We start from the raw sequence: 20,024 nt of genomic DNA, 5'->3' as shown, positions 1-20,024 counted from the left end.
GGAGCGGTAGTTCAGCTGGTTAGAATGCTGGCCTGTCACGCCGGAGGTCGCGGGTTCAAGTCCCGTCCGCTCCGCCAATCTTTGAGAAGCCCCTGGTGAAAGCCAGGGGCTTTTTTTTGTTCTGCAGATGATGCGGCAGGTCCGGCTCGCGGCTGGATGCGCCGATTGCGGTATCGCGTTGTCCAGGTCCGGCCCCGGGCCTACCTTCCCAACGCCTCCACCCGCGCCAGCACCGCGTCGGCGGCCATATGCTGCCGTACCGACGCCTGCAGCATGGCCAGCCCGGGAAACGCATCGCCGCGCAGGGCAGCGGCGAATACCGCCGGCAGATCCTGCAGGTCGCGCAGCCATAGGCCCGCGCCGGCCGCCTGCAGCCGCGCGGCATGGTCGAACTGGTCGTAGTCCAGCGCAAACACCAGGGCCGGCACGCCCGCGCGCAGCGCGTGGTATATCACCCCGGCGCCGCCGTGGTGCAGCACCAGGTCATAGCCGGGCAGGTGCCGGGCGTAATCGACGAACGGCAGCCGATGCAGGTTCGGCAGTGCCTGCACGGGCGTTGCCGCACTGTCCTGGTGGCCGTCGCTGACGTGCACCTGCCACTGCGGGTACAGGCGCGCGAGCGCCGCGGCCGCTTCGGCCAGGCGCGGCTTGACCCAGTCCTGGTGGGTGCCGGCGGTGACCAGCAGATGGCGTGCGCCGGGCACGAACGGCGGCGCGGGATGCGCGCTTGGCGGGGTGTGCAGCATCGGGCCGACGAACTGCAGCGCCGCCGGCCAGCGCCGCGGGAATTCCAGTTCCGGTACGCCCAGGGCGAGGATGCATTCGGGCGAGTACACCCGCTCGCTGCCGTCGGGCCGATAGATCGACTCAACTCCTAGCCGGCGCATTGCCGGCCGCTGCCAGGCGTGCACGCCGCGCTTGAACAGGCGCGTCATCCGCCGCCCGGCGGCATGCTGCAGGGCCTGCCAGCGGTTGCGCGCCGGCGACAGCCCGCCCAGGTAGGGCGGCGGGCCGTCGGCGCATTCCAGCACGCACGGCGAGGGCAGGCTGGTCCACCAGGCGATGCCCAGCTCGGCGGCCAGCAGGCCGGCCGGTGGCAAGGTGAAATCGACGATCGCCAGGTCCGGCCGCGCAATGGTCCAGCGCTGCTGCAGCGTGCCGCGCATCTGCTCCATCAGGCGCAGGGCCTGGCGCAGCTGGGCGTGCAGGCGCAGCGGGTTGGCCTTGACCGGCCTGGGCGGATTGGCGATCTGCCACAGGGCCGCTTCCTGCTCGGCGCACAGCAGCACCTCACCGTGCAGTCCGCTGGCGCCGATCGCCGCCTGCGCACCGGGCGTGCTCAGCACGGTGACCTCATGGTGCGGCTGCAGCTGCCGGGCCATCGCCAGCACCGGGTGCAGGTGGCCGCTGTAGGGCGGGGCCAGCAGTTCGATCTTCATGCGTGGGTGCGCTCGATGGCCGCGGCGAAGGCGTTGGCATGGGCCAGCACCTGCGGCCGCTGCAGATAGTGCAGGTGGCCGCTGTCCACCCAGGTACGCGGGCCGTGCCAGCCCAGCCGGGAAATCCAGTCCTGGCGCCCGACCAGCACCAGCAGGCGGGCCACGGCGGGCGCACGGCGCGCGACCGGGCCATAGGCCAGCACGCTCAGGCGCGGCGCCAGTGCCGCGGGAAGCGCCAGGTTGGCCAGCAGTTCCAGGCCACAGCTGCCGGCCAGCAGCAGGGTGTGCGGCGCGGCGTGCAGCAGCTGTTCGACCGCGGGGCGGTGCGCCTGCGCGAACCGGGCATGGCGCGAGCGCAGGTAGTGCCGGGTGTTGTGCCAGCTGGCCGACAACAGTGGTGCCGGCCGGAACGGCGGGGTGTCCGCGTCGTAGGGAAAGTTGCAGGGATGCAGCGCCCGCCCGGGCGCCAGTAGGGCCTGGCCGAAGGCGTGTTGCGCCGGACTGAGCGCGCAGCGCGCCGGGTCGCTCTGGCCGCTCAGGAACGCGATCTGCAGGCCCGCGCTGCTGGCCGGCAGGGCATCAGACTTCATCGAACTGGTCATTGCCATGCACGCGGTAGACATGGGTGCGCCAGCGGATGCGGCGGCTGCAGGCCGCGTGCAGCAGATGCAGCGGCTGCAGCAGCTCGGCGATCAACGAGGCCAGCGGGCGATGGCGCGCGCGGCCACTGGCCCGGCGCTGCAGTACGGCCAGCGTGCCGGCGCGCAGCACCAGCACTGCCGCGGCGACCACGCCAGGCAAGCCGAATGGCGGCAGCACCGCCAACACCAGCATGCTCCACAGCAGCAGCGGCGGCAGCCCGTGCAGCACGCCGATCAATGCGCGCAGGGCCGGCCGCTCGTCGCGCAGCAACAGCAGTGCGAACAGCATCCAGCGGTGCATCTGCTGGACGTAGCGCGGCAGGGTCGGCACATGCGTCTGCACCTCCACGCAGGCGGTGGACTGGTGCAGGCACGCGTGCTGGCTGCGCAGGGCGCGGGCCAGGGCCAGATCGTCGGCCAGCATGTGCCGCAACGGCGCGAAACCGCCAAGCGCGCGCAGACGCGCGGTGTGCATGGCGTAGCACATGCCGTTGATCGACAGCGGCGACAGCCAGGGCAGCAGGCCCAGGTAGGTGGGCGCGGCATTGTTGTTGACGAACTGCGCCATCAGGCGGGCGCCGGCGGCGCCATCGTCGCGGTAGCAGGGCAGGGCGGTGACCAGGTCGGCATGCCGCAGCTCGTCCACCATCTGCGCCAGTGCCGGCGCCGACAGCCGTGCATCGTCATCGAGCACCAGCAGCACCGGTTCTTCCACGCGCGGCAGCGCCGCCTCCAGCTTGAAGGTCTTGGGGTTGATGCCCTGCGGCGCGGCCGGATGCAGCAGGCAGGTGATGCGGTGCTGCCGGTGGGCGCTGCACAACGCCTCGGCCGTCGCCCGGCCGGGCGCGTCGGCCTGGTCCAGCAGCCACAGGAAGTGCGCGCCCGGCAGTGCTTGCAGGGTGTGCTGCAGGACCTGCGGCAGCAACGGGTCGCCGCCGAGGATAGGCTGCAGGATGGCCACGCCGGTTCCGTCGAACGGTGTCTGCTGGTGGCGGGGCGGCTGTCGGCGCAGCACGCTGGCCGCGCCGGCGGCCTTCAGGCCGAGCAGCAGCAGGTAGGCCAGGGCCAGCAGCGCGCTGGCGATGCTCAGGCCGTCCATTGCGCACGCTGCCAGTGGATGAAGCGGTCGATGCCGGCCTCCAGGTCCTGCTGCGGCGGGCCGAGGTCGGCCAGCATGCGGCGCGGGTCGAAGGTCCGCGAGAACGCGAAGGCGGCCACGCCGAAGCGGGTCACCGGCGGCTCGCCGCGCAGGCGCAGGGCGCGCCAGGCCAGTTCCAGCGCACCGGCCGCGCGCAGTGCCAGGGCGGTCGGCACGCGCCGCCTGGGCTGCGGCAGCCCCAGTCCCGACAGCAGGCGCTGCAGCAATGCCTGCAGTTCCATCGGCTGTGCGTTGGTCAGGTTGTAGGCCGCGGCCAGCCGCGGTGCCTGCGCGGCGCGCAGCAGGTACTCCACCAGCGTGTCGATGTGGATCAGGTCGACCTGCACAGGTCCACCGCGGCTGACCAGCACCGGCAGGCCGCCGCGGCGCGCGGCCGCAGCCAGGCGCGGCATCAGCACGGTATCGCCGGGGCCGAACACCGCATGCGGGCGCAGGATGCACGACGGTCCTTCGTAGCCGGCCACCAGCGCCTCGGCGGCGGCCTTGCTGCGCGCATAGTCGTTCAGGAACGGGGGGGCGATCGGGCTGTCCTCGTGCAGGCCGTGCTGGTGCGCCTCACGGTAGAACACCGCCGTGCTGGACAGGTGCAGCAACCGTGGCAGGCCGGCACGGCGGCAGAAGGCGATCACCTGCCGGGTGGTTTCCACGTTCTGCTGCTGGTACTGGGCCGGGCTGCCCCACGGCGCTGCGCGGCCGGCGGCATGCACCACCACGTCCGGGCGGAAGGGCAGCTCGAAGGGCCCGGATAGGTCGACCTGGGCGTAGTGCGGCAGGGCCAGCGCACGCCGCGCCACCCCCATCGCCTGCACGCCGGGCAGGCCCGCCAGCCGCCGCAGCAGGGCGCCGCCGATGAAGCCGGAGGCACCGGTGACCAGGATGCGCATGGCCCTGTCCTCCTTGAGCATTGCAGCAGGCCGCACCGGGGCCACGCCGCTTGACCGGCCAGTATGCGCGATGGGCGGCGGCACGGCCATGCCGGGGTCGCAGGTGGCCGACCGCGACAATGGCGCAGATCCTTGTCCTGCCTCGTTTCGGGCCGCTTTTGGTGCCGGCCGCGAAGCGGGTTACACTGCCGGGCTCGCCAATCAGGCCTTGTGATTCCTCCCATGCTGCAGAAACTTCGCGACAAGACCTCAGGCTGGATCGTTACGGTGATCCTGGGGCTGCTGATGATTCCGTTCCTGTTCGTGATCGACTCCAGCTACCTTGGTGGCGTGGGCGCACAGAACGTGGCCAAGGTGGCCGCGCCGCCAACCTGGTGGCGCTCGGCACCGTCGTGGTGGCCGATGTCGTTCCTGTGGCAGCACCATGAGATCAGCTCGCAGGACTTCCGCGTCCGCTTCGAGCAGGCCCGCCAGCAGGCGCGCCAGCAGCAGGGCGAAGCCTTCGATCCGCGCCAGTTCGAAAGCACCGAGAACAAGCTGGCCGTGCTCGACCAGATGGTCGACGAGCAGGTCGTGCGCCTGGCCGGCGAGCAGTCCGGCATCGTGATCGGCGACAACGCCGTGCGCGAGTACATCGCCGCGATCCCGGCCTTCCTCGGCCCGGACGGCAAGTTCAACGACAACCAGTACCGCCTCACCCTGGCCGGCGGCAACCCGCCGCGTACCCCGACCCAGTTCGAGGCCCTGGTACGCGAAAGCATCCAGCAGTCGGTGATCCCCTCGGCGCTGCAGAGCTCGGGCTTCACCACCCAGGCCGAAACCGAACGCCTGCTCAAGCTGCTCGGCGAGACCCGCGACGTCGAACTGGCCGAACTGCCGGAACTGCCGGCCGACACCGCCGCGGTCACCGACGCGCAGATCAAGCAGTGGTACGACGCCCACACCAAGGATTTCCGCCAGCCCGAAACCGTGTCGCTGGAATATGTGGAAATCAACGGCGCCAACCTGCCGGCGGCCACCCCGGCCGACGAGGCGACGCTGCGCAAGCGCTATGAGGACGAAAAGGCGCGCTTTGCCGCGCCCGAACAGCGCCTGGCCTCGCACATCCTGATCGCCGCCGACGGCAGCGACCCGGCCAAGCTCAAGGCCGCCGAAACCAAGGCCGCCGGCATCGCCGCCGAGGCCAAGAAGCCGGGCGCCGATTTTGCCGCCCTGGCCAAGGCCAACTCCGAAGACCCCGGTTCCAAGGACGCCGGTGGCGACCTGGGCTGGGTGGAACGCGGCGCGATGGTCAAGCCGTTCGAAGACGCGCTGTTTGCGATGAAGGCTGGCGAAGTCACCGGCCCGGTCAAGACCGATTTCGGTTACCACGTGCTGCTGCTGCGCGAGCTGAAGGGCGGCGAAGGCCGTCCGTTCGAAGCGGTGCGCGACCAGCTGGCGGCCGAGCAGCTCAAGGCCGACAACGAACGCGTGTTTGCCGACCTCAGCGGCCGCCTGGTCGATCTGGTCAACAAGAACCCGACCTCGCTGGAAGGGCCAGCCAAGGAGCTGGGCCTGCCGGTGCAGACCGCCGGGCCGTTCACCCGCGCCACCGCCAGCGGCATCGCCGCCAACCCGGCCGTGCAGCGTGCGGCGTTCTCCGACGTGCTCACCCAGGACGGTACGGTCAGCGACCCGATCGAGATCACGCCCAACCACAGCGTGATGATCCGCGTCACCGAGCACAGCCCGGAACAGGCGCTGCCGCTGGACAAGGCCCGTGAGCAGGTGATCGCCGCCGTCCGCGCCGACCGCACCCGCCTGGCCTCGGAAAAGGCGGCCGACGCGCTGCTGGCCAAGCTCAAGGCAGGGCAGACCCTGCAGGCGCTGGCCGTGGGCGAGAAGCTGCGGGTCAGCCCGCTGCCGGGCCTGCCGCGCACCCAGCCGGTGCCCACCCCGGAGATCAACCGCGCCGTGTTCAGCGCGCCGTTGCCGGCCGAAGGCAAGCCCAGCTACGGCAAGGTGGTCGTGCAGGGCCGTTACCTGGTGTATGCGGTGACCAAGGTCACCCCGGCCAATCTGGCCGAAGTGCAGCCCGAACAGCAGAAGGCGTTCCGCGACCAGCTCGACCAGATCGACGGCATGGCTGCGGCCAAGGCCTACATCGACGCGATGCGCAAGCATTACAAGGTGCAGACCGAAGAAGCCAACCTGTAACCGGATCGGTTGCAGTGGCAGCACAAGGCCCGGCATTGCCGGGCCTTGTGCATTGTGGGGGGCGGAGAAGCACCGCACCGACGTGGCGGCGGGAAGGGGTGCCTGGTAGGGTCGCGCCCCAGCCGACTGCCGACCATGCCGATCAGTGCGGTAGGGAATGACCCCGGTCGAAGAAGCCTGCTTCCAACGGCAGCCTGCCAAGCTCCACCCGAAAATGACGATGCCCGGCAGTGCCGGGCATCGTTCGGTTCACAGCCGCCGGCCAGGGCCCGGTGCGGGCTGGCCTCAGTCCTCGACCCGCAGTACCGCGCCGGGCTTGAGCACGCTGCTGCCGGTGAGCCCGTTCAGCGACAGCAAAGCCTTGAGCGGCATGCCGTAACGGCGGGCAATGGTCCACGGCGATTCGCCGTCGCGCACGGTATGGCGGCGGTTGCGCGGACGATCGGCGCTGCTGGCCACGGTTCGTGCCACGCGCGGCGCCGGTGCGCTGACTGCAGGGCTGTCGGCCTTGGCCGCAGCGGCATCCACCGCCGCAGCCAGCATCACGCTGGCATCGACCGGGGCATGGCTGGCCGGGGCCAACACGGTGACCTGGCCGGCCGGGCGGCCCTTGCCGCTGGCCAGGGCCGGATTGAGCCGGGCGATCCGCGTCGGGTCCAGGGCGCGCTGGGCGGCCCACTGCTGGACGCTGGTGCCGGCCGGCAGGGGGTGGCCCTTCAGCACCGGCACGGTGCGGTCCAGCGAGGCCATCACCGCCGGCGAGGTTTCAGCGTTTTCCAGCACGCAGGCCAGCGCGTGCAGCTTCTCCACGTAGGCATAGGTGATCGGCGACAGCCCCGGCAGTTCGGCCGGGCGCGCGTTCTGCGCGTTCATGCCGCCCTTGCGCAGCGACTGCAGGATCCGGTACTCGCCGGCGTTGTAGGCCATGGTGGCCAGGCGCCAGTCGCCGCCGAACATGCCGTGCAGGGTCTTGAGGTAGCGCACCGCCGCCTGGGTGGAATCCACCGCCGACAGGCGGCCGTCATAACCGGCGGTCATCTGCACGCGGTGGTTCCTGGCGGTGGTGGCGATGAACTGCCACAACCCGGCCGGGCCGCTGCCATTGCGCGCATTGGGCCGGTAGCCGCTTTCCACGAACGGGATCAGCGCAAATTCGGTGGGGAGGTCCGACTTGCGCAACTCTTCGACTACATAGCCGAACAGCACCAGCGCATCATCGTCCTGGTTGGCCAGCCGCGAGGGCGCATGGGCGAACTGCTTCTGCCAGCGCGCGCTGGTGGCCTCGGCATTGCAGGTAGGTTCGGCCAGGCCAGCGCGGAAGCTGGCGAAGATCTCCTGCCCGTTGCGTACCGAGGCGGGGGGCAGGGCGGCCGGGTCCAGCGGCAGCTGCGACAGCCCGGCCACGTTCTGCGACATCCCCACGCTCAACGACTGGGCGCTCGCGCCACCGGCCATGCTCAACGCCAGGCCGAACGCGAGCGGCAACAATCGCCCGGTCATGTACCGAATCCGTCTTTCCAGCCGCGCAGACCTGCGACGACATCGACTTCATCGGTGACGGGGCGACCCAGGTGGGCACTGACGGCCTGCTGGATCGAGGGTGTACGGGTACGCAGGAACGGATTGCAGTCCAGCTCGCTGGCCAGGGTTACCGGCAGCGTGGGGCGTTCATCGCGGCGCATGGCCAGGGCCTCCTCATGGCGCTGCAGCAACGCAGCGTTGGTGGGGTCGACATGCCGCGCGAAGACGGCATTTGACACGGTGTATTCGTGCCCGCAGCACAACAGCAGGTGCGGCGGCAGGGACGCCAGCTTGTGCAGGGATGCCAGAAGCTGGGACGGCGTACCTTCGAACATGCGTCCACAGCCCAGGCTGAACAGTGCGTCGCCGCTGAAAAGATGTTCAGCGGTGTGAAACGCCACATGCGAGCGGGTGTGTCCGGGCACGGATACTACGTCGATCTCCAGCCCCAATGCCTGAATACGTTCACCTTCAGCCGCCCGGTGGGTGGCCAGCGGTATCCGCGGATCGGCCGGGGCGTACACCTGCAGCCCCGCGAACCGGGCCTGCAGCGCCGCCACCCCGCCGATATGGTCGTCGTGGTGATGGGTCAGCAGCACCGTGTGCGGGCGCCATCCCTGCTGCGCTGCGGCAGCCAGAACCGGGGTGGCATCGCCGGGGTCGACCACGATCGCCGCGCCATCGGCTGCGATCAGGGCCCAGATGTAGTTGTCCGCGAATGCGGGTAGGGCGGTCAGTCGCATAGAATTGGACCATGCCCGCCGCGCCGAGCCCCCGTCAAGTTTCCGTCGCATCCTGGTTTGATACTGAACCGGCGCAAGCGTTGTGCCAGTTGGAGTTGCAACGCCTGCTGCCGTTGCTGGCTGCGCACCCGATCACCCCATGGCTGTGGATCGGCCCGACCCCGGCCTGGGCCGCCGCCCCGGAGCTGCCCGGCCGCGGCCTGCGCCTGCACCGGCACGGTGCCGGCTACGCCGGCGATACCCACTGCGGGCTGCCGCTGCCGCTGCCCAGCGAGAGCATCAATGCCATCGTCCTGCAGCACGTCACCGCGCGCGATGCCGAGCAGCTGATCGCCGAATGCGAGCGGGTGCTGATGCCCGGCGGCCGGCTGTGGCTGTCCACGCTCAACCCGTTCAGCCCGTTCCGGCGCCAGTGGCGCCGGCACGGACTGGTGGTGCGCTCCCCGCAGCGGCTGCGCCATACCCTGGAACAGGCCGGCCTGGCCTGCGACGACCTCAGCTACCTGGGCCCGATGTGGCGCGACCGCGCACCGGGCCGGCGCAGCCTGGCACCGCTGCGCGCGGCCTGCCTGTTCTCCGCCGAAAAACGCACCCTGGCCCTGCCAGGACCTACGCCACTGCCGGTCCGTCATTGGCCCGGCACCGTGGCGACCTGATCTGGAATTCAATGAAGACGATAGAGATCCACACCGACGGTTCCTGCCTCGGCAATCCCGGGCCGGGCGGCTGGGCGGCATTGCTGCGCTACAAGACCCAGGAACGCGAACTGAGCGGCGGCGAAGCGCATACCACCAACAACCGGATGGAGCTGATGGCCGCCATCTCCGGCCTGGAAGCCCTGACCGAACCGTGCAACATCGTGCTGTTCACCGACTCCCAGTACGTGCGCCAGGGCCTGACCGAGTGGCTGCCGGGCTGGATCCGCAAGAACTGGAAGACCGCCGGCGGCGCCCCGGTCAAGAACCGCGAGCTGTGGGAGCGCCTGCACGCCGCCACCCTGACCCATACCATCGACTGGCGCTGGGTGAAGGGCCATTCCGGCGACCCGGACAACGAACGCGTGGACCAACTGGCCCGCGACGCCGCGGTCCGGATCCGTGCCACCGGACCGGTACACTGAGCCCATGCGTCAGATCATCCTCGATACCGAAACCACCGGCCTGGAGTGGCGAAAGGGCAACCGCATCGTCGAAATCGGCTGCGTGGAACTGCTCAAGCGCCGGCCCAGCGGCAACAACTACCACCAGTACATCAAGCCGGACTGCGAGTTCGAACAGGGCGCCCAGGAAGTCACCGGGCTGACCCTGGAGTTCCTGGCCGACAAGCCGGTGTTCGCGCAGATCGCCGATGAGTTCCTGGCCTTCATCGACGGCGCCGAGCTGATCATCCACAACGCCGCCTTCGACATCGGCTTCCTGGACAACGAGCTGTCGTTGCTGGGCGACCACTACGGCAAGATCGGCGACCGCTGCACGGTGGTGGATACGCTGAGGATGGCGCGCGAGCGCTACCCCGGCCAGCGCAACTCGCTGGACGCGCTGTGCCGGCGGCTGGGCGTGGACAACGCGCACCGCCAGCTGCACGGCGGCCTGCTCGATGCGCAGATCCTGGGCGATGTGTATATCGCGCTGACCTCCGGCCAGGAGGAAATCGGCTTCGGTTCGGGCGATGAGGCCCAGACCGGCACCGCGCACGCGCAGGCCTTCGACACCTCGCGGCTGTTGCCGCGCCCGCGGGTGGTGGCTACCGCCTCGGAGCTGGAAGCGCATGCCGCGCGCCTGGCCAAGCTGCGCAAGAAGGCCGGCCACGCGATCTGGGATGGCGAGACGGAAGAAGAAGCGGTGGCGTAGCGGCATCGCCACCGACCGGGGTGGTCTAGTCTGGATATCGCCGGACGGCATCGCCACCAACGGTGGCGATCTACCCCGACACCGCGGTAGGTACCGACCGTTGGTCGGTACGTGCGGGTGCCTCAATGGCAACGCACCAGGATCACCGTGATGTTGTCCGACCCGCCGCCATCCAGTGCGGCGGCGACCAGGGTGTCCACACACTCCTGGGCGCTGGCATCGTCGAAGGCCAGGGTGCGGGCGATGCCGTTGTCCTCCACTTCTTCGGTGAGGCCATCGCTGCACAGCAGCAGCTGCATGCCCGGGCGCAGTTCGCCGGTGGTGGTGGCCACGTTCAGATGGGCCGGATCGGTGACGCCCAGGGCCTGGGTGACCACGTTGCGGTGCGGATGGGCGCGCGCCTGTTCGGCGGTGAGGTTGCCCTGGGCCACCATTTCCTGCACCACGCTGTGGTCCTGGCTCAACTGCGCCAGCTTGCCGTCGCGGAACAGATAGGCGCGGCTGTCGCCGACCCAGGCCACTTCGTAGCGGTTGCCCTGGACCCGCGCGGCGACCACCGTGGTGCCCATCGGCAGGCTGTCGTTGCGCCGCCGCGAGGTACGGATGATCTCCTCGTCGGCAATCCGGATCGCCGTGGCCAGCGTGGCGCCACGGCGGATCTCGCGCACGATGGTCTCGCGCGCCAGCGCGCTGGCCACCTCGCCGCAGGCGTGGCCGCCCATGCCGTCGGCAACCAGCCACAACGCCAGTTCGCCATCGCCGTAGTAGGTGTCCTCGTTGAGGTCACGGCGCAGGCCGGGGTGGGTCAGGTGTCCGAATTCGATCATGAGCGGGGCTGGGCCAAGGGTGTGTTGCGGGGAATAACGGCATGATCGCGGCCTGCCGGACATCCGGCAAGGCATCCATACAGAAGAAATTCACTTCCCCGGCGAAGTGGAGGCTTGTCGTCGGCGCGTCCTGCCCGTATCATTCGGCTCCCGGTTCGCCGGGACCATCTGGAGAGGTGGCAGAGCGGTTGAATGTACCTGACTCGAAATCAGGCAGGCGTTTATAGCGCCTCGGGGGTTCGAATCCCCCCCTCTCCGCCAGACACGCAAAAAAGGCTACCCATCGGGTGGCCTTTTTTGCGTGTCTGGCGGAGAGGGGCTGAGGCGAAGCCGCGCCGGGGTTCGACGGATTCGCCTGGAGCGAATCCGGACAGCCGAATGGCTGGCCCGCGCCGCCTCAAGCCCCATGTGGCGACACCAGGGAGCGCGTCGCCACGCGTCCATGAATCAATGTGCCGCCGACACCGCTTGAGATGTCAGGACAAGCGCCAGTTCCGATCGACCCAGTAATCTCAATACCACGGTCATCATCCAGCCAAGCTCGGCTAACCCGATCTCCGCCCCAATCGCAACCCCCCGATGCGGCACCACACGGGCGCGTGGCGACGCGTTGATGTCCGAGGCGCGTCATCGCCCGGAGGCGCGGATGGGCCCAGCAATCCCGGCAATGATGCGGCCACCATCCTCCCAAGTTCGACCAACCTGCCGGACAAAAACGCCGCCCGAAGGGCGAAACGTTTCGTACAGCCACGCCATGCGTGGCTTCGCAGTGCTCGACAACAGACCTCCACCCACGGCGTGGCTCTACCCAACTGGAACTGCACCTCATCACCATCCGCTAAACTGGCCGCCTCCCGTAACGGATGCCCCCCATGACCGCTGAAATCCTGGTTCCCGTGTCCTTTGGCGAGCTGCTCGACAAGATCTCGATCCTGCAGATCAAGTCCGAGCGCATCGACGATGCGGCCAAGCTGGCCAACATCCATGCCGAACTGTCGGCGCTGGAGAAGACCTGGATGGCCCATCCTGCCGGGGGCGGCGACATCGCCGGCCTGCGCGCCGAGCTCAAGGCGGTCAACGAGCGCCTGTGGGACATCGAGGACAACATCCGCCTGCAGGACAAGGCCCAGGCCTTCGATGCGCGGTTCGTGGAACTGGCGCGCAGCGTCTACCTGCAGAACGACGAGCGCGCGCGCATCAAGAAGCAGATCAACCTGGTGCTGGGCTCGGCCTACGTGGAAGAGAAGTCGTACAAGGACTACAACGCCCGCGCCTGAGGCGCCGCCATTGCCATTGGCGCACGCCACCGCCTCCAGCGCCGGTCCCGCCGCGCCGGCTAGCCGGCGCGGTGATCGGCCACGTAGCGTTCGAACGCGGCGATGCCGTCCTCGACGGTGATCAACTGCATGACATCGTCGAACTCGATCTTGGTGCCCCATTTCAGCGCGCTGGCCGGCTTGCCGAGGAACTTGCGCGCGGCGCTGTCGTAACGGTCCACGCAGTAGCGGGTGTCCGAATACGGCCCGCTGCGCTGCGGGTTGCTGGCCGCATGCAGGCCCAGCACCTTGGCCCCCATCGCGTTGGCGATGTGCATCGGGCCCGAATCTGGGGTCATCACCAGGGCCGCGCGGGCCAGCAGGGCCGGCAGCTGCTTGAGGGTGTCCTTGCCGACCAGGTCCAGCGCCGGGGTACTCAGCTGGGCCTGGATCGCATCGCTCATGTCGCGCTCCAGCGTGCTGCGGCCGCCGCACAGCACCACCCGCCAGCCGCGCGTGACGGCATGGTTGGCCACCGCGGCATAGCGGTCGGCATACCAGTTGCGGCGCACGTGGCTGGAGCACGGCGAGATCATCAGCACCGGGCGGCCGTCGTCGTCCCACTGCACCTGCGCCCAGGCCACTGCCGCCGCCGGCACCGCCAGGTCCCAGCTGACCTCGGTCTGTTTCAGGCCCAGCGGTTCGCAGAAACTGCCGATCGCGTCCAGCACATGGATGCCGGGGCGGTCGGGGATGCGCTCATTGATGAAAAGACCGTGAAGATCCTTCGAGCGGGCGCGGTCGTAGCCGATCCGGCGCCGGGCCGGCACGAACGCAGACAACACGTTGGCGCGCAACGCCACCTGCATCTGCAGCAGGGCCTCGAACCGCCCCGGCGGCAGGCTGGCGCGCAGCGCGCGCATGCCGGCCAGCCCGGTGGCCTTGTCGTAGGGGTGGAACACCACCCCGGGCAGCCCGTCCAGCAGCTTGTGCCCGGCCTTGTCGATGATCCAGTGCAGTGGCACGCCCGGCCGCGCCTGCTGCAGGGTCCGCACCAGCGGCACCACATGGGTGACATCGCCCAGTGCCGACAACCGCAAAAGACACAAGGATGAGGACGTTGGTGCCATGGTGTTGTTAGACTCGAAGGAATGGTCGCATTCGACGCCAATGAAGTGCTGACGCCGTGCCGCGATGGACGCGGGCTCGGTGCCATTCTGTTCGACCGCGAGCGGCTGCGGCAAGCCGGGATGGAATTGTTCCTGCCGGGCCACTGGGCCGAGCGCGCCCGCCCGGTGGGCGAGGGTGGCCGGGGCGGTGCCTGGTTCGTCGATGCGCCGTTCGGCCCCAGCGTGCTGCGCCGGTACCTGCGCGGCGGCATGGCGGCCAGGTTCAGCCGCGATGCCTACCTGTGGCGCGGCGCCGACCGCACCCGCAGTTTTGCCGAATTCCGTTTGATGCGCGCGCTGCGCGCGCTGAAGCTGCCGGTGCCGCGCCCGATCGCCGCGTTCTACATGCGCGATGGCCTGCGCTACCGCGCTGCGATACTGATGGAACGCCTGGAAGGTGTGCGTTCGCTGGCCGACCGCGCGCTGGTGGCCGGCCGTGGCGCCCCCTGGGAAGAGACCGGCCGGTTGATCGCGCGCTTCCACCGCGCCGGGCTGGACCATGCCGACCTCAACGCGCACAACATCCTGTTCGATGCCAACGGCCATGGCTGGTTGATCGACTTCGACCGCGGCATGCAGCGCATTCCGGCCACCCGCTGGCGCGAGCGCAATCTCAAGCGGCTGCTGCGTTCGCTGCTCAAGCTGCGCGGCGAGCGCAGTATCGAGGACGTGGAAAAAGACTATGCACGGCTGCGCCGGGCCTACGACCTGGCCTGGAACCGAGGTTACTGATGGATTGGGCGCTGCGTTTCATGGGCGTCGGCAATGCCTCGGCCGTGGAGCTGGGTTCGCCTATGGCGGTGATCGAGCGCGACGGCCAGCCCTGGCTGACCATCGATTGTGGCGGCGAGGGCCTGACCGCCTTCCAGGCCCATTACGGCCAGGCGCCGCAGGCGCTGTTCGTCACCCATGTGCACCTGGACCATGTGGCCGGCTTCGAGCGCCTGTTCGTCGATGCGTACTTTTCGCCGCAGCGGCGCGGGCGCATCCGCCTGTACGTGCCGGCCACGGTGGTGCCGCTGCTGCACCGGCGCGTGGCCGACTACCCCAATGTGCTGGCCGAGGGCGGCGCCAACTTCTGGGATGCGTTCCAGCTGATCGTGGTCGGCGATGCCTTCTGGCACGACGGGGTGCGCCTGGAAGTGTTCCCGGTGCGCCACCACTGGCCCGAAACCGCCTACGGGCTGCGCCTGAAGGGCGCGCTGACCTGGAGCGGCGATACCCGGCCGATCCCGGAGATGCTGGCCCGTTACGCCGACGACAACGAGCTGATCGCCCACGACTGCGGCCTGCACGGCAACCCCTCGCACACCGGGGTGGATGACCTGGAGCGCGAGTACAGCGCCGGACTGCAGGCGCGGATGCTGCTCTACCACTATGCCAGCCATGCCGACGGGCAGGCCCTGCGCCACCGCGGCCACCACGTGGCCTTGCCGGGGCAGTGCGTGCCGCTGGCCGTCCCCACCGCGCCCTGCGTGGTGGTACAGGACCCGTAGCGCATGGCCGGGCAGGGCGTGGCGCCGGCGTTGTTCGACCATCTGGTCGGCCTGGAGCGCGCGCTGCACGACCCGGCCGTGCGCGCCGATGCGGTGCAGCTGGCCGCGCTGCTGGACGTCGACTTCAGCGAGATCGGCAGTTCCGGCAGCGTGTTCGACCGTGCCGCGGCACTGGCGCAGATTCCCGGTGAGCGCGCCGGGGTCGGGATCGAATCGGAGGCATTCAGCGTGACCGCGCTGGCACCGGGCCTGGCCCAGGTGCGGTATCGCAGTTGGTATGTGATCGATGGCGTGCGGCAACGCGCGGTGCTGCGCAGTTCGCTGTGGCGGCTGCAGGCGCAGGCATGGCGGATGCTGTTCCACCAGGGCACGCCGGAAGCGGCCTGAGCGGAACGTGTGGAAGTGCCGCGCCCAAAAAGGTGGCGGCCCCGCCGGCTGACCTCGGCGCCCGCGTCGATCGATACCGTTGCTGCCTTCCGGCCCTGGCGGGATTTTCGACCTAGCGTCGCGAGGGGCCGACGGGGCCACCATAGAGACGGTCCGGCTGCAGGGCGATCGTGGATCGGCCGACCGCAGGCGGAGGCTGCAGCGCAGGAACAGGCCCGGCAGTGCAGTCGCGCATTCTAGCGCATGCGCGGCATGCAGTGCCAGACGCCCAGCCTGAATCCGGTGTAGCCCGTTGCCGCTGCCGACCGCCATGGCGCAGGCGGGGCGCTAGACTACACCGCACAGGAGGAACGGCCTCCCCCAGTTCGGGAACCACTGACCAGGACGGCCTGGCCCCCATCAAGGAGGGCCGCATGGCCTGGATCTATCTGTTGGCAGCCGGTGTACTGGAAATCGTCTGGGCGTTTGCGATGAAGCAATCCGACGGTTTCAGCAAGCTCACCCCCTCGATCATCACCTTGGTCACCATGATCGCCAGCTTCTGGCTGCTGTCGCTGGCCATGCGCACCCTGCCGCTGGGCACCGCCTATACGATCTGGACCGGCATCGGCGCGGTCGGCGCCTTCGTCATCGGCATCACCTTCCTCGGCGAGCAGGTCAGCGCGATGCGGATTGCCGCGGCGGTGCTGATTGTCAGTGGGCTGGTGTTGATGAAACTGTCGAGCAGCTGAGGCGTTCAACCGCGGGCTGAGATCTCGAAGGTAGAGCCACGCCATGCGTGGCTGGCGCAACGAATCACTGGCGCCGCTCAACGCGGCGCCAGTTCGAGTGCCATCTCGACGGCGTCCAGGCCAGGGCCGTGCCCATCGGGAACGATCCGGGTCACGGCGAAACCAAGCCCGGCGTAGAAGCCCTGCGTGTGCTGGCTGGTGCTGAGCGTCACGCGCTGGGCGCCGAGCGTCCTTGCGTGGGCCAGGCGCGCGTGCGACAGCAGGCTACCGAATCCCTGGCGATGCCGGGTGCTGTCGACCATGCCCCAGCAGAACGCGGCGGTGTTTTCGTTGTCGAGGGCGAGGCCGCCGCAGGCGACGACATCACCGTTGTGTTCGATCACCCGATAGTCGTGGCTGCGGTCCGGGTGCAGCAGATAGTTGGCGAAGTCCTGGCGTTCGCGTGGGGCGAAGTAGCGCGGCACGTTGGCGTCGAACAGGACCAGGCAGGCGGGGGCATCTGTCGGGGTGTAGGGGCGGAGGGTGGGCATGGAGGCTTTGGAGGGAATCCCAGAATTCGTGGTCTTACGGAGAGGCCAACGGGCGCCCGCGCCGAATCACGCCAGGAGAGTGCCCCATCACGCGCTTGTAGGCGCGACTGAAAGCTGCCTGCGACGCGTAGCCGAGACGCTCTGCCACCAGCTCTATGGATAGGCTTTGGTGGGTCAGCCATTGACTTGCCAATTGCATTCGCAGCTCAGTCACGTACCGCAGGGGCGCGGTTCCAATGACGGTCTGGAACCGGTCTGCAAAGACAGACCGTGAAATGTTCGATTCTGCAGCCAGTGCTTCGACGGTCCAGTCACGCCCGGGGTCTCTGTGCAGGGCAAGCAACGACAGCGATAGGCGCGGGTCGCGCATCGCCATGACCAGGCCTGATGCGCCGTCGCAACCGCGCTCGACCCAGTCACGGACGATCATGGCGGCGACCGCATCCGCCAGCCGGGCGAGTATTCCTGCATATCCAATCCGTCCGGAGCACACCTCGCGCTTCATCGCATCGACCATCGGCAACAGCCCAGGGAACTGAGTGGCGTTGCCATCGGCCAACATTACCGACGGCATCAACTTGCTCAACCCTTGCATCCCACCCAGATCGAACACCATGCATCCGTGGAAAAGCACGGCGCTCGGCACGGGATGTGTGCTCGGACACGTGTCTATCCCGCTCACCGCGTCACCCAGTGGGGCTGCGTCTATCGTTTCCAGGCACTGGACGGGATGGTCCTCGCCAGACAACAACGCGTGGCCTTCCCCGCGGGGAACAAGCACGACATCCCCGGCCGATAGAAGGTGTTGGCTGCCGTCCGCGCCACGAAGAATCGCATTGCCCACTGCCAGGTAGTGGAAGTAGGCATGTCCTGGCTTCGGGGGAAATCCAAGCCCAAAGGTCGGCCCGGTCTGAATGCGTCGGTATTGGACGCCATGTAACCGCATGTCGGTCAGCAGCTGGCTGATCAGGTCGGTGGGCTGGGGTGGAGCGTGGCTCATGGAGGCGGCCCGGGGTTTCGATCAAAAATACAGGTCAGACAATCATAGATCATCCTGACCAGGCTCCCTAGACTCTCGGCTGCACGATTGCACTGGGATCTTTGATGAGTAATGACGTAGTTGATGCCGCAGACGCGCCTGATTCCGTGGCCTGGGGTAGCGGGGAGCCGTCTTCATCGGCATGGGTGGCCGTGTTTTCGCTGGCCATGGGTGTCTTTGGACTGCTCACCGCCGAATATCTGCCTGCCAGCCTGTTGACGCCGATGGCGGCGGATCTGGGTGTGTCCGAGGCGCTGGCCGGTCAAGCAGTGACGGTCACGGCTGTTGTGGCCCTGTTCGCTGGCCTGCTTGTGCCTAGACTGACCCGTTCGATGGACAGGCGCCTGGTGCTGCTGAGTTTCACGGGTCTGATGATCCTCTCCAACGCCTTGGTGGCGTTGTCGTCCAGCATGGGAGTCCTGCTGGTGATGCGGGTCCTTCTGGGCGTTGCGCTGGGCGGTTTCTGGAGCATGGCCGCGGCCGTGGCCATGCGGTTGGTGCCGCCGCAGCGCGTGCCTCGCGCGCTTTCCATCATCTTCAGCGGGATTGCGGTGGGTACGGTGGTATCGGTTCCTTTGGGGAGCTACCTGGGAGGGCTGCTGGGCTGGCGCAGCGCCTTTTGGGCGGCAACAGCGGTAGGTGGACTCACGTTTGCGTTCCAGTGGTTCACGCTGCCCTCAATGGCCCCGCGCAAGGCGGCACTCCCAGAGTCGGTGGTCGGGCTCTTGCGCCGGCCAGGCGTTGCGGTCGGAATGCTGGGCTGCGTTCTGGCGCACACCGGTCAGTACTCGCTCTTTACCTACATCCGCCCAACGTTGGAGAGCCTGGGGCAGATGAGCGCTGATGGCCTGGCGCTGATTCTGCTCGGATTCGGCGTGGCGAACTTTGTCGGCACCCTACTGGCCGGCTGGCTCATGGAGCGCAGTTTGAAAGTCACGTTGGTGATCATGCCTGCCTTGGTCGGCGTAGCCGCTCTCGGCATGCTCCTGTTGCCGGTGGACGTTGGCGGGCTATCGATCCTGGTCGCGCTCTGGGGCCTGGCCTTCGGTGGCGTGCCCGTTGCCTGGTCGAGCTGGGTCGCGCGTGCGGTGCCCGACCAGGCCGAGAGTGCCGGCGGGATGGTGGTCGCCGCGGTGCAGTCCTCCATCGCGGCGGGGGCCGCCCTGGGCGGCCTGGTGTTCGGGTTGGGGGGCATCGTTGCCGTTCTCACCGTTGCCGCGGCAGTGATGCTGCTCGCCAGCCTGCTTATTGCGTTCCGAGTCAGGGTGAACGCGCCGACGTTCTCGGCAGGCCCGGCGTTTCACATCTAGCTGTCACCCGCGATGCGTGGCTGCGTGAACCAGTCCGAATGGCACGGCACCAAACCTACTGCCGGCCAGGGACGGAACGACCAGAGCCCGGAGCGGCCTGAACCAGATGATGGGGATGCGCTTAGGGGGGATGTGTCCTGGCTTGCATCAGCACCAGCGGTCAACCCAGAAAAGGATTGCTGGGTGCATCGAGCGGGTTGGTCGCGTCGGGTGAGAGGGTAGCCGATTCATTGGGGATTGCTGGGTGCATCTGAACTGCTGGCGCTTGTCCTGACATCTCAAGCGGTGCCGGCGGCGCATTGATTCATGGGCGCGTGGCGACGCGCTCCCTAGCGTCGTCACATGGGGATTGAGGTGGCGCGGGCCAGCCGTTCGGCTGTCCGGATTCGCTCCGCGCCATGGGGCGATGACGCGCGTTGGACATGAACGCGTCGCCACGCGTCCGATTGTGGCCGTGGGTTAAGAGCGGGGTTGGTCGCGTTGGGTGAGAGGGTGACCGCTTCATTGGGGATTGCTGGGTGCATCCATGCACCCAGCCCTTCTGCGCTTGCGCGCTCCAGGGCCGCGCCTGCTGGAACTGGATGTGCTGTGGTGATGAGCGCGTCGCCACGCGCCCGGGGCATCGATGGTGGCGTAGACGGCTTCGGCAGCAGGGTGGCCGCTTCATTGGGGATTGCTGGGTGCATCCATGCACCCAGCCCTTCCGCGCTTGCGCGCTCCAGGGCCAGCCATGCGGCTGTCCGGATTCGCTCCTGGCGAATCCGTCGAACCCGGCGGTGCTGCGATCACACCCTGCTCTCCGCCAGACAAACGCAAAAAGGCCGCCCATTGGGCGGCCTTTTTGCG

Annotated in this window: 20 protein-coding genes, 2 tRNA genes and 1 other RNA gene; 12 read left to right on the top strand and 11 right to left on the bottom strand. The window is 68.5% G+C overall.

Translation table 11 applies throughout. From position 1 onward, the window contains the following. Positions 1 to 77: transfer RNA gene (locus tag IC535_RS18350), tRNA-Asp, on the top strand. Positions 78 to 200: 123 nt separating this feature from the next. Here the strand turns inward: IC535_RS18350 and IC535_RS18345 are convergent. From IC535_RS18345 to IC535_RS18330, 4 genes are read right to left on the bottom strand one after another with little or no spacing between them, the layout of a single operon-like run. Then, positions 201 to 1,439 (bottom strand): glycosyltransferase, encoded by a 1,239-nt coding sequence (locus tag IC535_RS18345; RefSeq protein ID WP_228886697.1) that lies wholly within the window; start codon positions 1,437 to 1,439, stop codon positions 201 to 203. Continuing rightward, entirely contained in the window at positions 1,436 to 2,029 is a 594-nt protein-coding gene (locus IC535_RS18340) for a hypothetical protein (RefSeq protein WP_228886698.1), read from the bottom strand. Before IC535_RS18340 ends, IC535_RS18345 begins: the two co-directional genes overlap by 4 nt. After that, positions 2,019 to 3,170 (bottom strand): glycosyltransferase, encoded by a 1,152-nt coding sequence (locus tag IC535_RS18335; protein WP_429000392.1) that lies wholly within the window; start codon positions 3,168 to 3,170, stop codon positions 2,019 to 2,021. The genes IC535_RS18340 and IC535_RS18335 overlap by 11 nt, the downstream gene beginning before the upstream one ends. Continuing rightward, positions 3,167 to 4,144, bottom strand: a complete 978-nt coding sequence (locus IC535_RS18330) for an NAD-dependent epimerase/dehydratase family protein (RefSeq protein WP_228886700.1) — start codon at positions 4,142 to 4,144, stop codon at positions 3,167 to 3,169. Before IC535_RS18330 ends, IC535_RS18335 begins: the two co-directional genes overlap by 4 nt. A 201-nt stretch (positions 4,145 to 4,345) precedes the next feature. On the opposite strand from IC535_RS18330, the gene IC535_RS18325 reads away from it, so the two are divergent. Next, the gene (locus tag IC535_RS18325; RefSeq protein ID WP_228886701.1) at positions 4,346 to 6,319 is read left to right on the top strand and encodes a peptidyl-prolyl cis-trans isomerase; all 1,974 of its coding nucleotides are present in this window, start codon (positions 4,346 to 4,348) and stop codon (positions 6,317 to 6,319) included. Between the two features lie 285 nt (positions 6,320 to 6,604). Here IC535_RS18325 and IC535_RS18320 read toward each other — a convergent pair whose 3' ends face one another. Together IC535_RS18320 and gloB are read right to left on the bottom strand one after the other, a co-directional pair. Continuing rightward, positions 6,605 to 7,819, bottom strand: a complete 1,215-nt coding sequence (locus IC535_RS18320; RefSeq protein WP_228886702.1) for a lytic transglycosylase domain-containing protein — start codon at positions 7,817 to 7,819, stop codon at positions 6,605 to 6,607. Further along, positions 7,816 to 8,583: a hydroxyacylglutathione hydrolase gene (gloB, locus tag IC535_RS18315; RefSeq protein ID WP_228886703.1), complete on the bottom strand. Its 768-nt coding sequence runs from the start codon at positions 8,581 to 8,583 to the stop codon at positions 7,816 to 7,818. The genes IC535_RS18320 and gloB overlap by 4 nt, the downstream gene beginning before the upstream one ends. A gap of 11 nt (positions 8,584 to 8,594) precedes the next feature. Here gloB and IC535_RS18310 point away from each other — a divergent pair, with 11 nt between their 5' ends. The 3 genes from IC535_RS18310 to dnaQ are packed head-to-tail and all read left to right on the top strand — an operon-like array spanning position 8,595 to position 10,433. Further along, positions 8,595 to 9,239, top strand: coding sequence for a class I SAM-dependent methyltransferase (locus tag IC535_RS18310; RefSeq protein ID WP_228886704.1), 645 nt, complete (start codon positions 8,595 to 8,597; stop codon positions 9,237 to 9,239). A gap of 11 nt (positions 9,240 to 9,250) precedes the next feature. Further along, on the top strand, positions 9,251 to 9,703 hold the full coding sequence (gene rnhA, locus IC535_RS18305) for a ribonuclease HI (RefSeq protein WP_228886705.1): 453 nt from the start codon (positions 9,251 to 9,253) through the stop codon (positions 9,701 to 9,703). A 4-nt stretch (positions 9,704 to 9,707) separates the two neighbouring features. Beyond that, the gene (gene dnaQ / locus IC535_RS18300; protein WP_228886706.1) at positions 9,708 to 10,433 is read left to right on the top strand and encodes a DNA polymerase III subunit epsilon; all 726 of its coding nucleotides are present in this window, start codon (positions 9,708 to 9,710) and stop codon (positions 10,431 to 10,433) included. 122 nt (positions 10,434 to 10,555) lie between these two features. On the opposite strand, the gene IC535_RS18295 is transcribed toward dnaQ, so the two are convergent. Beyond that, positions 10,556 to 11,260 (bottom strand): PP2C family protein-serine/threonine phosphatase, encoded by a 705-nt coding sequence (locus tag IC535_RS18295; RefSeq protein ID WP_228886707.1) that lies wholly within the window; start codon positions 11,258 to 11,260, stop codon positions 10,556 to 10,558. Between the two features lie 170 nt (positions 11,261 to 11,430). Here IC535_RS18295 and IC535_RS18290 point away from each other — a divergent pair. Both IC535_RS18290 and IC535_RS18285 read left to right on the top strand, forming a co-directional pair. Continuing rightward, positions 11,431 to 11,521, top strand: a tRNA-Ser gene (locus IC535_RS18290). A gap of 611 nt (positions 11,522 to 12,132) precedes the next feature. Then, positions 12,133 to 12,537: a DUF6165 family protein gene (locus tag IC535_RS18285; RefSeq protein WP_228886708.1), complete on the top strand. Its 405-nt coding sequence runs from the start codon at positions 12,133 to 12,135 to the stop codon at positions 12,535 to 12,537. 59 nt (positions 12,538 to 12,596) lie between these two features. Here the strand turns inward: IC535_RS18285 and IC535_RS18280 are convergent, their stop codons facing one another. Next, positions 12,597 to 13,646 (bottom strand): glycosyltransferase family 9 protein, encoded by a 1,050-nt coding sequence (locus IC535_RS18280; RefSeq protein WP_228886709.1) that lies wholly within the window; start codon positions 13,644 to 13,646, stop codon positions 12,597 to 12,599. Positions 13,647 to 13,667: 21 nt separating this feature from the next. Between IC535_RS18280 and IC535_RS18275 the strand changes: the two genes are divergently transcribed. From IC535_RS18275 to IC535_RS18265, 3 genes are read left to right on the top strand one after another with little or no spacing between them, the layout of a single operon-like run. After that, complete coding sequence (locus IC535_RS18275) at positions 13,668 to 14,417, top strand: 3-deoxy-D-manno-octulosonic acid kinase (RefSeq protein ID WP_228886710.1); 750 nt, start codon at positions 13,668 to 13,670, stop codon at positions 14,415 to 14,417. After that, positions 14,417 to 15,181 carry an MBL fold metallo-hydrolase gene (locus tag IC535_RS18270; RefSeq protein ID WP_228886711.1) on the top strand — a complete coding sequence of 255 codons (765 nt, stop codon included), beginning with the start codon at positions 14,417 to 14,419 and terminating at the stop codon, positions 15,179 to 15,181. Before IC535_RS18275 ends, IC535_RS18270 begins: the two co-directional genes overlap by 1 nt. Positions 15,182 to 15,184: 3 nt before the next feature. Further along, positions 15,185 to 15,568: a DUF4440 domain-containing protein gene (locus IC535_RS18265; protein WP_228886712.1), complete on the top strand. Its 384-nt coding sequence runs from the start codon at positions 15,185 to 15,187 to the stop codon at positions 15,566 to 15,568. 38 nt (positions 15,569 to 15,606) lie between these two features. On the opposite strand, the gene ffs is transcribed toward IC535_RS18265, so the two are convergent. Next, positions 15,607 to 15,703, bottom strand: an RNA gene (ffs, locus tag IC535_RS18260) — signal recognition particle sRNA small type. A 278-nt stretch (positions 15,704 to 15,981) separates the two neighbouring features. Here ffs and IC535_RS18255 point away from each other — a divergent pair. Beyond that, a complete protein-coding gene (locus tag IC535_RS18255) occupies positions 15,982 to 16,299 on the top strand; it encodes a DMT family transporter (protein ID WP_228886713.1) in 318 nt (105 codons plus the stop codon). A gap of 77 nt (positions 16,300 to 16,376) precedes the next feature. Here IC535_RS18255 and IC535_RS18250 read toward each other — a convergent pair whose 3' ends face one another. Both IC535_RS18250 and IC535_RS18245 read right to left on the bottom strand, forming a co-directional pair. Further along, the gene (locus tag IC535_RS18250; protein WP_228886714.1) at positions 16,377 to 16,829 is read right to left on the bottom strand and encodes a GNAT family N-acetyltransferase; all 453 of its coding nucleotides are present in this window, start codon (positions 16,827 to 16,829) and stop codon (positions 16,377 to 16,379) included. Between the two features lie 34 nt (positions 16,830 to 16,863). Next, positions 16,864 to 17,829, bottom strand: coding sequence for an AraC family transcriptional regulator (locus tag IC535_RS18245; protein WP_228886715.1), 966 nt, complete (start codon positions 17,827 to 17,829; stop codon positions 16,864 to 16,866). Between the two features lie 104 nt (positions 17,830 to 17,933). Here IC535_RS18245 and IC535_RS18240 point away from each other — a divergent pair, with 104 nt between their 5' ends. Next, on the top strand, positions 17,934 to 19,178 hold the full coding sequence (locus tag IC535_RS18240) for an MFS transporter (protein ID WP_228886716.1): 1,245 nt from the start codon (positions 17,934 to 17,936) through the stop codon (positions 19,176 to 19,178). Positions 19,179 to 20,024 lie beyond the last annotated feature (846 nt).

It is taken from the genome of Stenotrophomonas rhizophila (assembly GCF_020857975.1).
Classification (GTDB): domain Bacteria; phylum Pseudomonadota; class Gammaproteobacteria; order Xanthomonadales; family Xanthomonadaceae; genus Stenotrophomonas; species Stenotrophomonas rhizophila_C.
This window is presented reverse-complemented; position numbering and strand designations above follow the sequence as displayed.

What these genes read in the sequence shown, in the direction of transcription:
- IC535_RS18345 (WP_228886697.1), bottom strand. Translation starts at nt 1,439, where the DNA reads ATGAAGATCGAACTGCTGGCCCCGCCCTACAGCGGCCACCTGCACCCG.
- IC535_RS18340 (WP_228886698.1), bottom strand. Translation starts at nt 2,029, where the DNA reads ATGAAGTCTGATGCCCTGCCGGCCAGCAGCGCGGGCCTGCAGATCGCG.
- IC535_RS18330 (WP_228886700.1), bottom strand. Translation starts at nt 4,144, where the DNA reads ATGCTCAAGGAGGACAGGGCCATGCGCATCCTGGTCACCGGTGCCTCC.
- IC535_RS18325 (WP_228886701.1), top strand. Translation starts at nt 4,346, where the DNA reads ATGCTGCAGAAACTTCGCGACAAGACCTCAGGCTGGATCGTTACGGTG.
- IC535_RS18320 (WP_228886702.1), bottom strand. Translation starts at nt 7,819, where the DNA reads ATGACCGGGCGATTGTTGCCGCTCGCGTTCGGCCTGGCGTTGAGCATG.
- gloB (WP_228886703.1), bottom strand. Translation starts at nt 8,583, where the DNA reads ATGCGACTGACCGCCCTACCCGCATTCGCGGACAACTACATCTGGGCC.
- IC535_RS18310 (WP_228886704.1), top strand. Translation starts at nt 8,595, where the DNA reads ATGCCCGCCGCGCCGAGCCCCCGTCAAGTTTCCGTCGCATCCTGGTTT.
- rnhA (WP_228886705.1), top strand. Translation starts at nt 9,251, where the DNA reads ATGAAGACGATAGAGATCCACACCGACGGTTCCTGCCTCGGCAATCCC.
- dnaQ (WP_228886706.1), top strand. Translation starts at nt 9,708, where the DNA reads ATGCGTCAGATCATCCTCGATACCGAAACCACCGGCCTGGAGTGGCGA.
- IC535_RS18295 (WP_228886707.1), bottom strand. Translation starts at nt 11,260, where the DNA reads ATGATCGAATTCGGACACCTGACCCACCCCGGCCTGCGCCGTGACCTC.
- IC535_RS18285 (WP_228886708.1), top strand. Translation starts at nt 12,133, where the DNA reads ATGACCGCTGAAATCCTGGTTCCCGTGTCCTTTGGCGAGCTGCTCGAC.
- IC535_RS18280 (WP_228886709.1), bottom strand. Translation starts at nt 13,646, where the DNA reads ATGGCACCAACGTCCTCATCCTTGTGTCTTTTGCGGTTGTCGGCACTG.
- IC535_RS18275 (WP_228886710.1), top strand. Translation starts at nt 13,668, where the DNA reads ATGGTCGCATTCGACGCCAATGAAGTGCTGACGCCGTGCCGCGATGGA.
- IC535_RS18270 (WP_228886711.1), top strand. Translation starts at nt 14,417, where the DNA reads ATGGATTGGGCGCTGCGTTTCATGGGCGTCGGCAATGCCTCGGCCGTG.
- IC535_RS18265 (WP_228886712.1), top strand. Translation starts at nt 15,185, where the DNA reads ATGGCCGGGCAGGGCGTGGCGCCGGCGTTGTTCGACCATCTGGTCGGC.
- IC535_RS18255 (WP_228886713.1), top strand. Translation starts at nt 15,982, where the DNA reads ATGGCCTGGATCTATCTGTTGGCAGCCGGTGTACTGGAAATCGTCTGG.
- IC535_RS18250 (WP_228886714.1), bottom strand. Translation starts at nt 16,829, where the DNA reads ATGCCCACCCTCCGCCCCTACACCCCGACAGATGCCCCCGCCTGCCTG.
- IC535_RS18245 (WP_228886715.1), bottom strand. Translation starts at nt 17,829, where the DNA reads ATGAGCCACGCTCCACCCCAGCCCACCGACCTGATCAGCCAGCTGCTG.
- IC535_RS18240 (WP_228886716.1), top strand. Translation starts at nt 17,934, where the DNA reads ATGAGTAATGACGTAGTTGATGCCGCAGACGCGCCTGATTCCGTGGCC.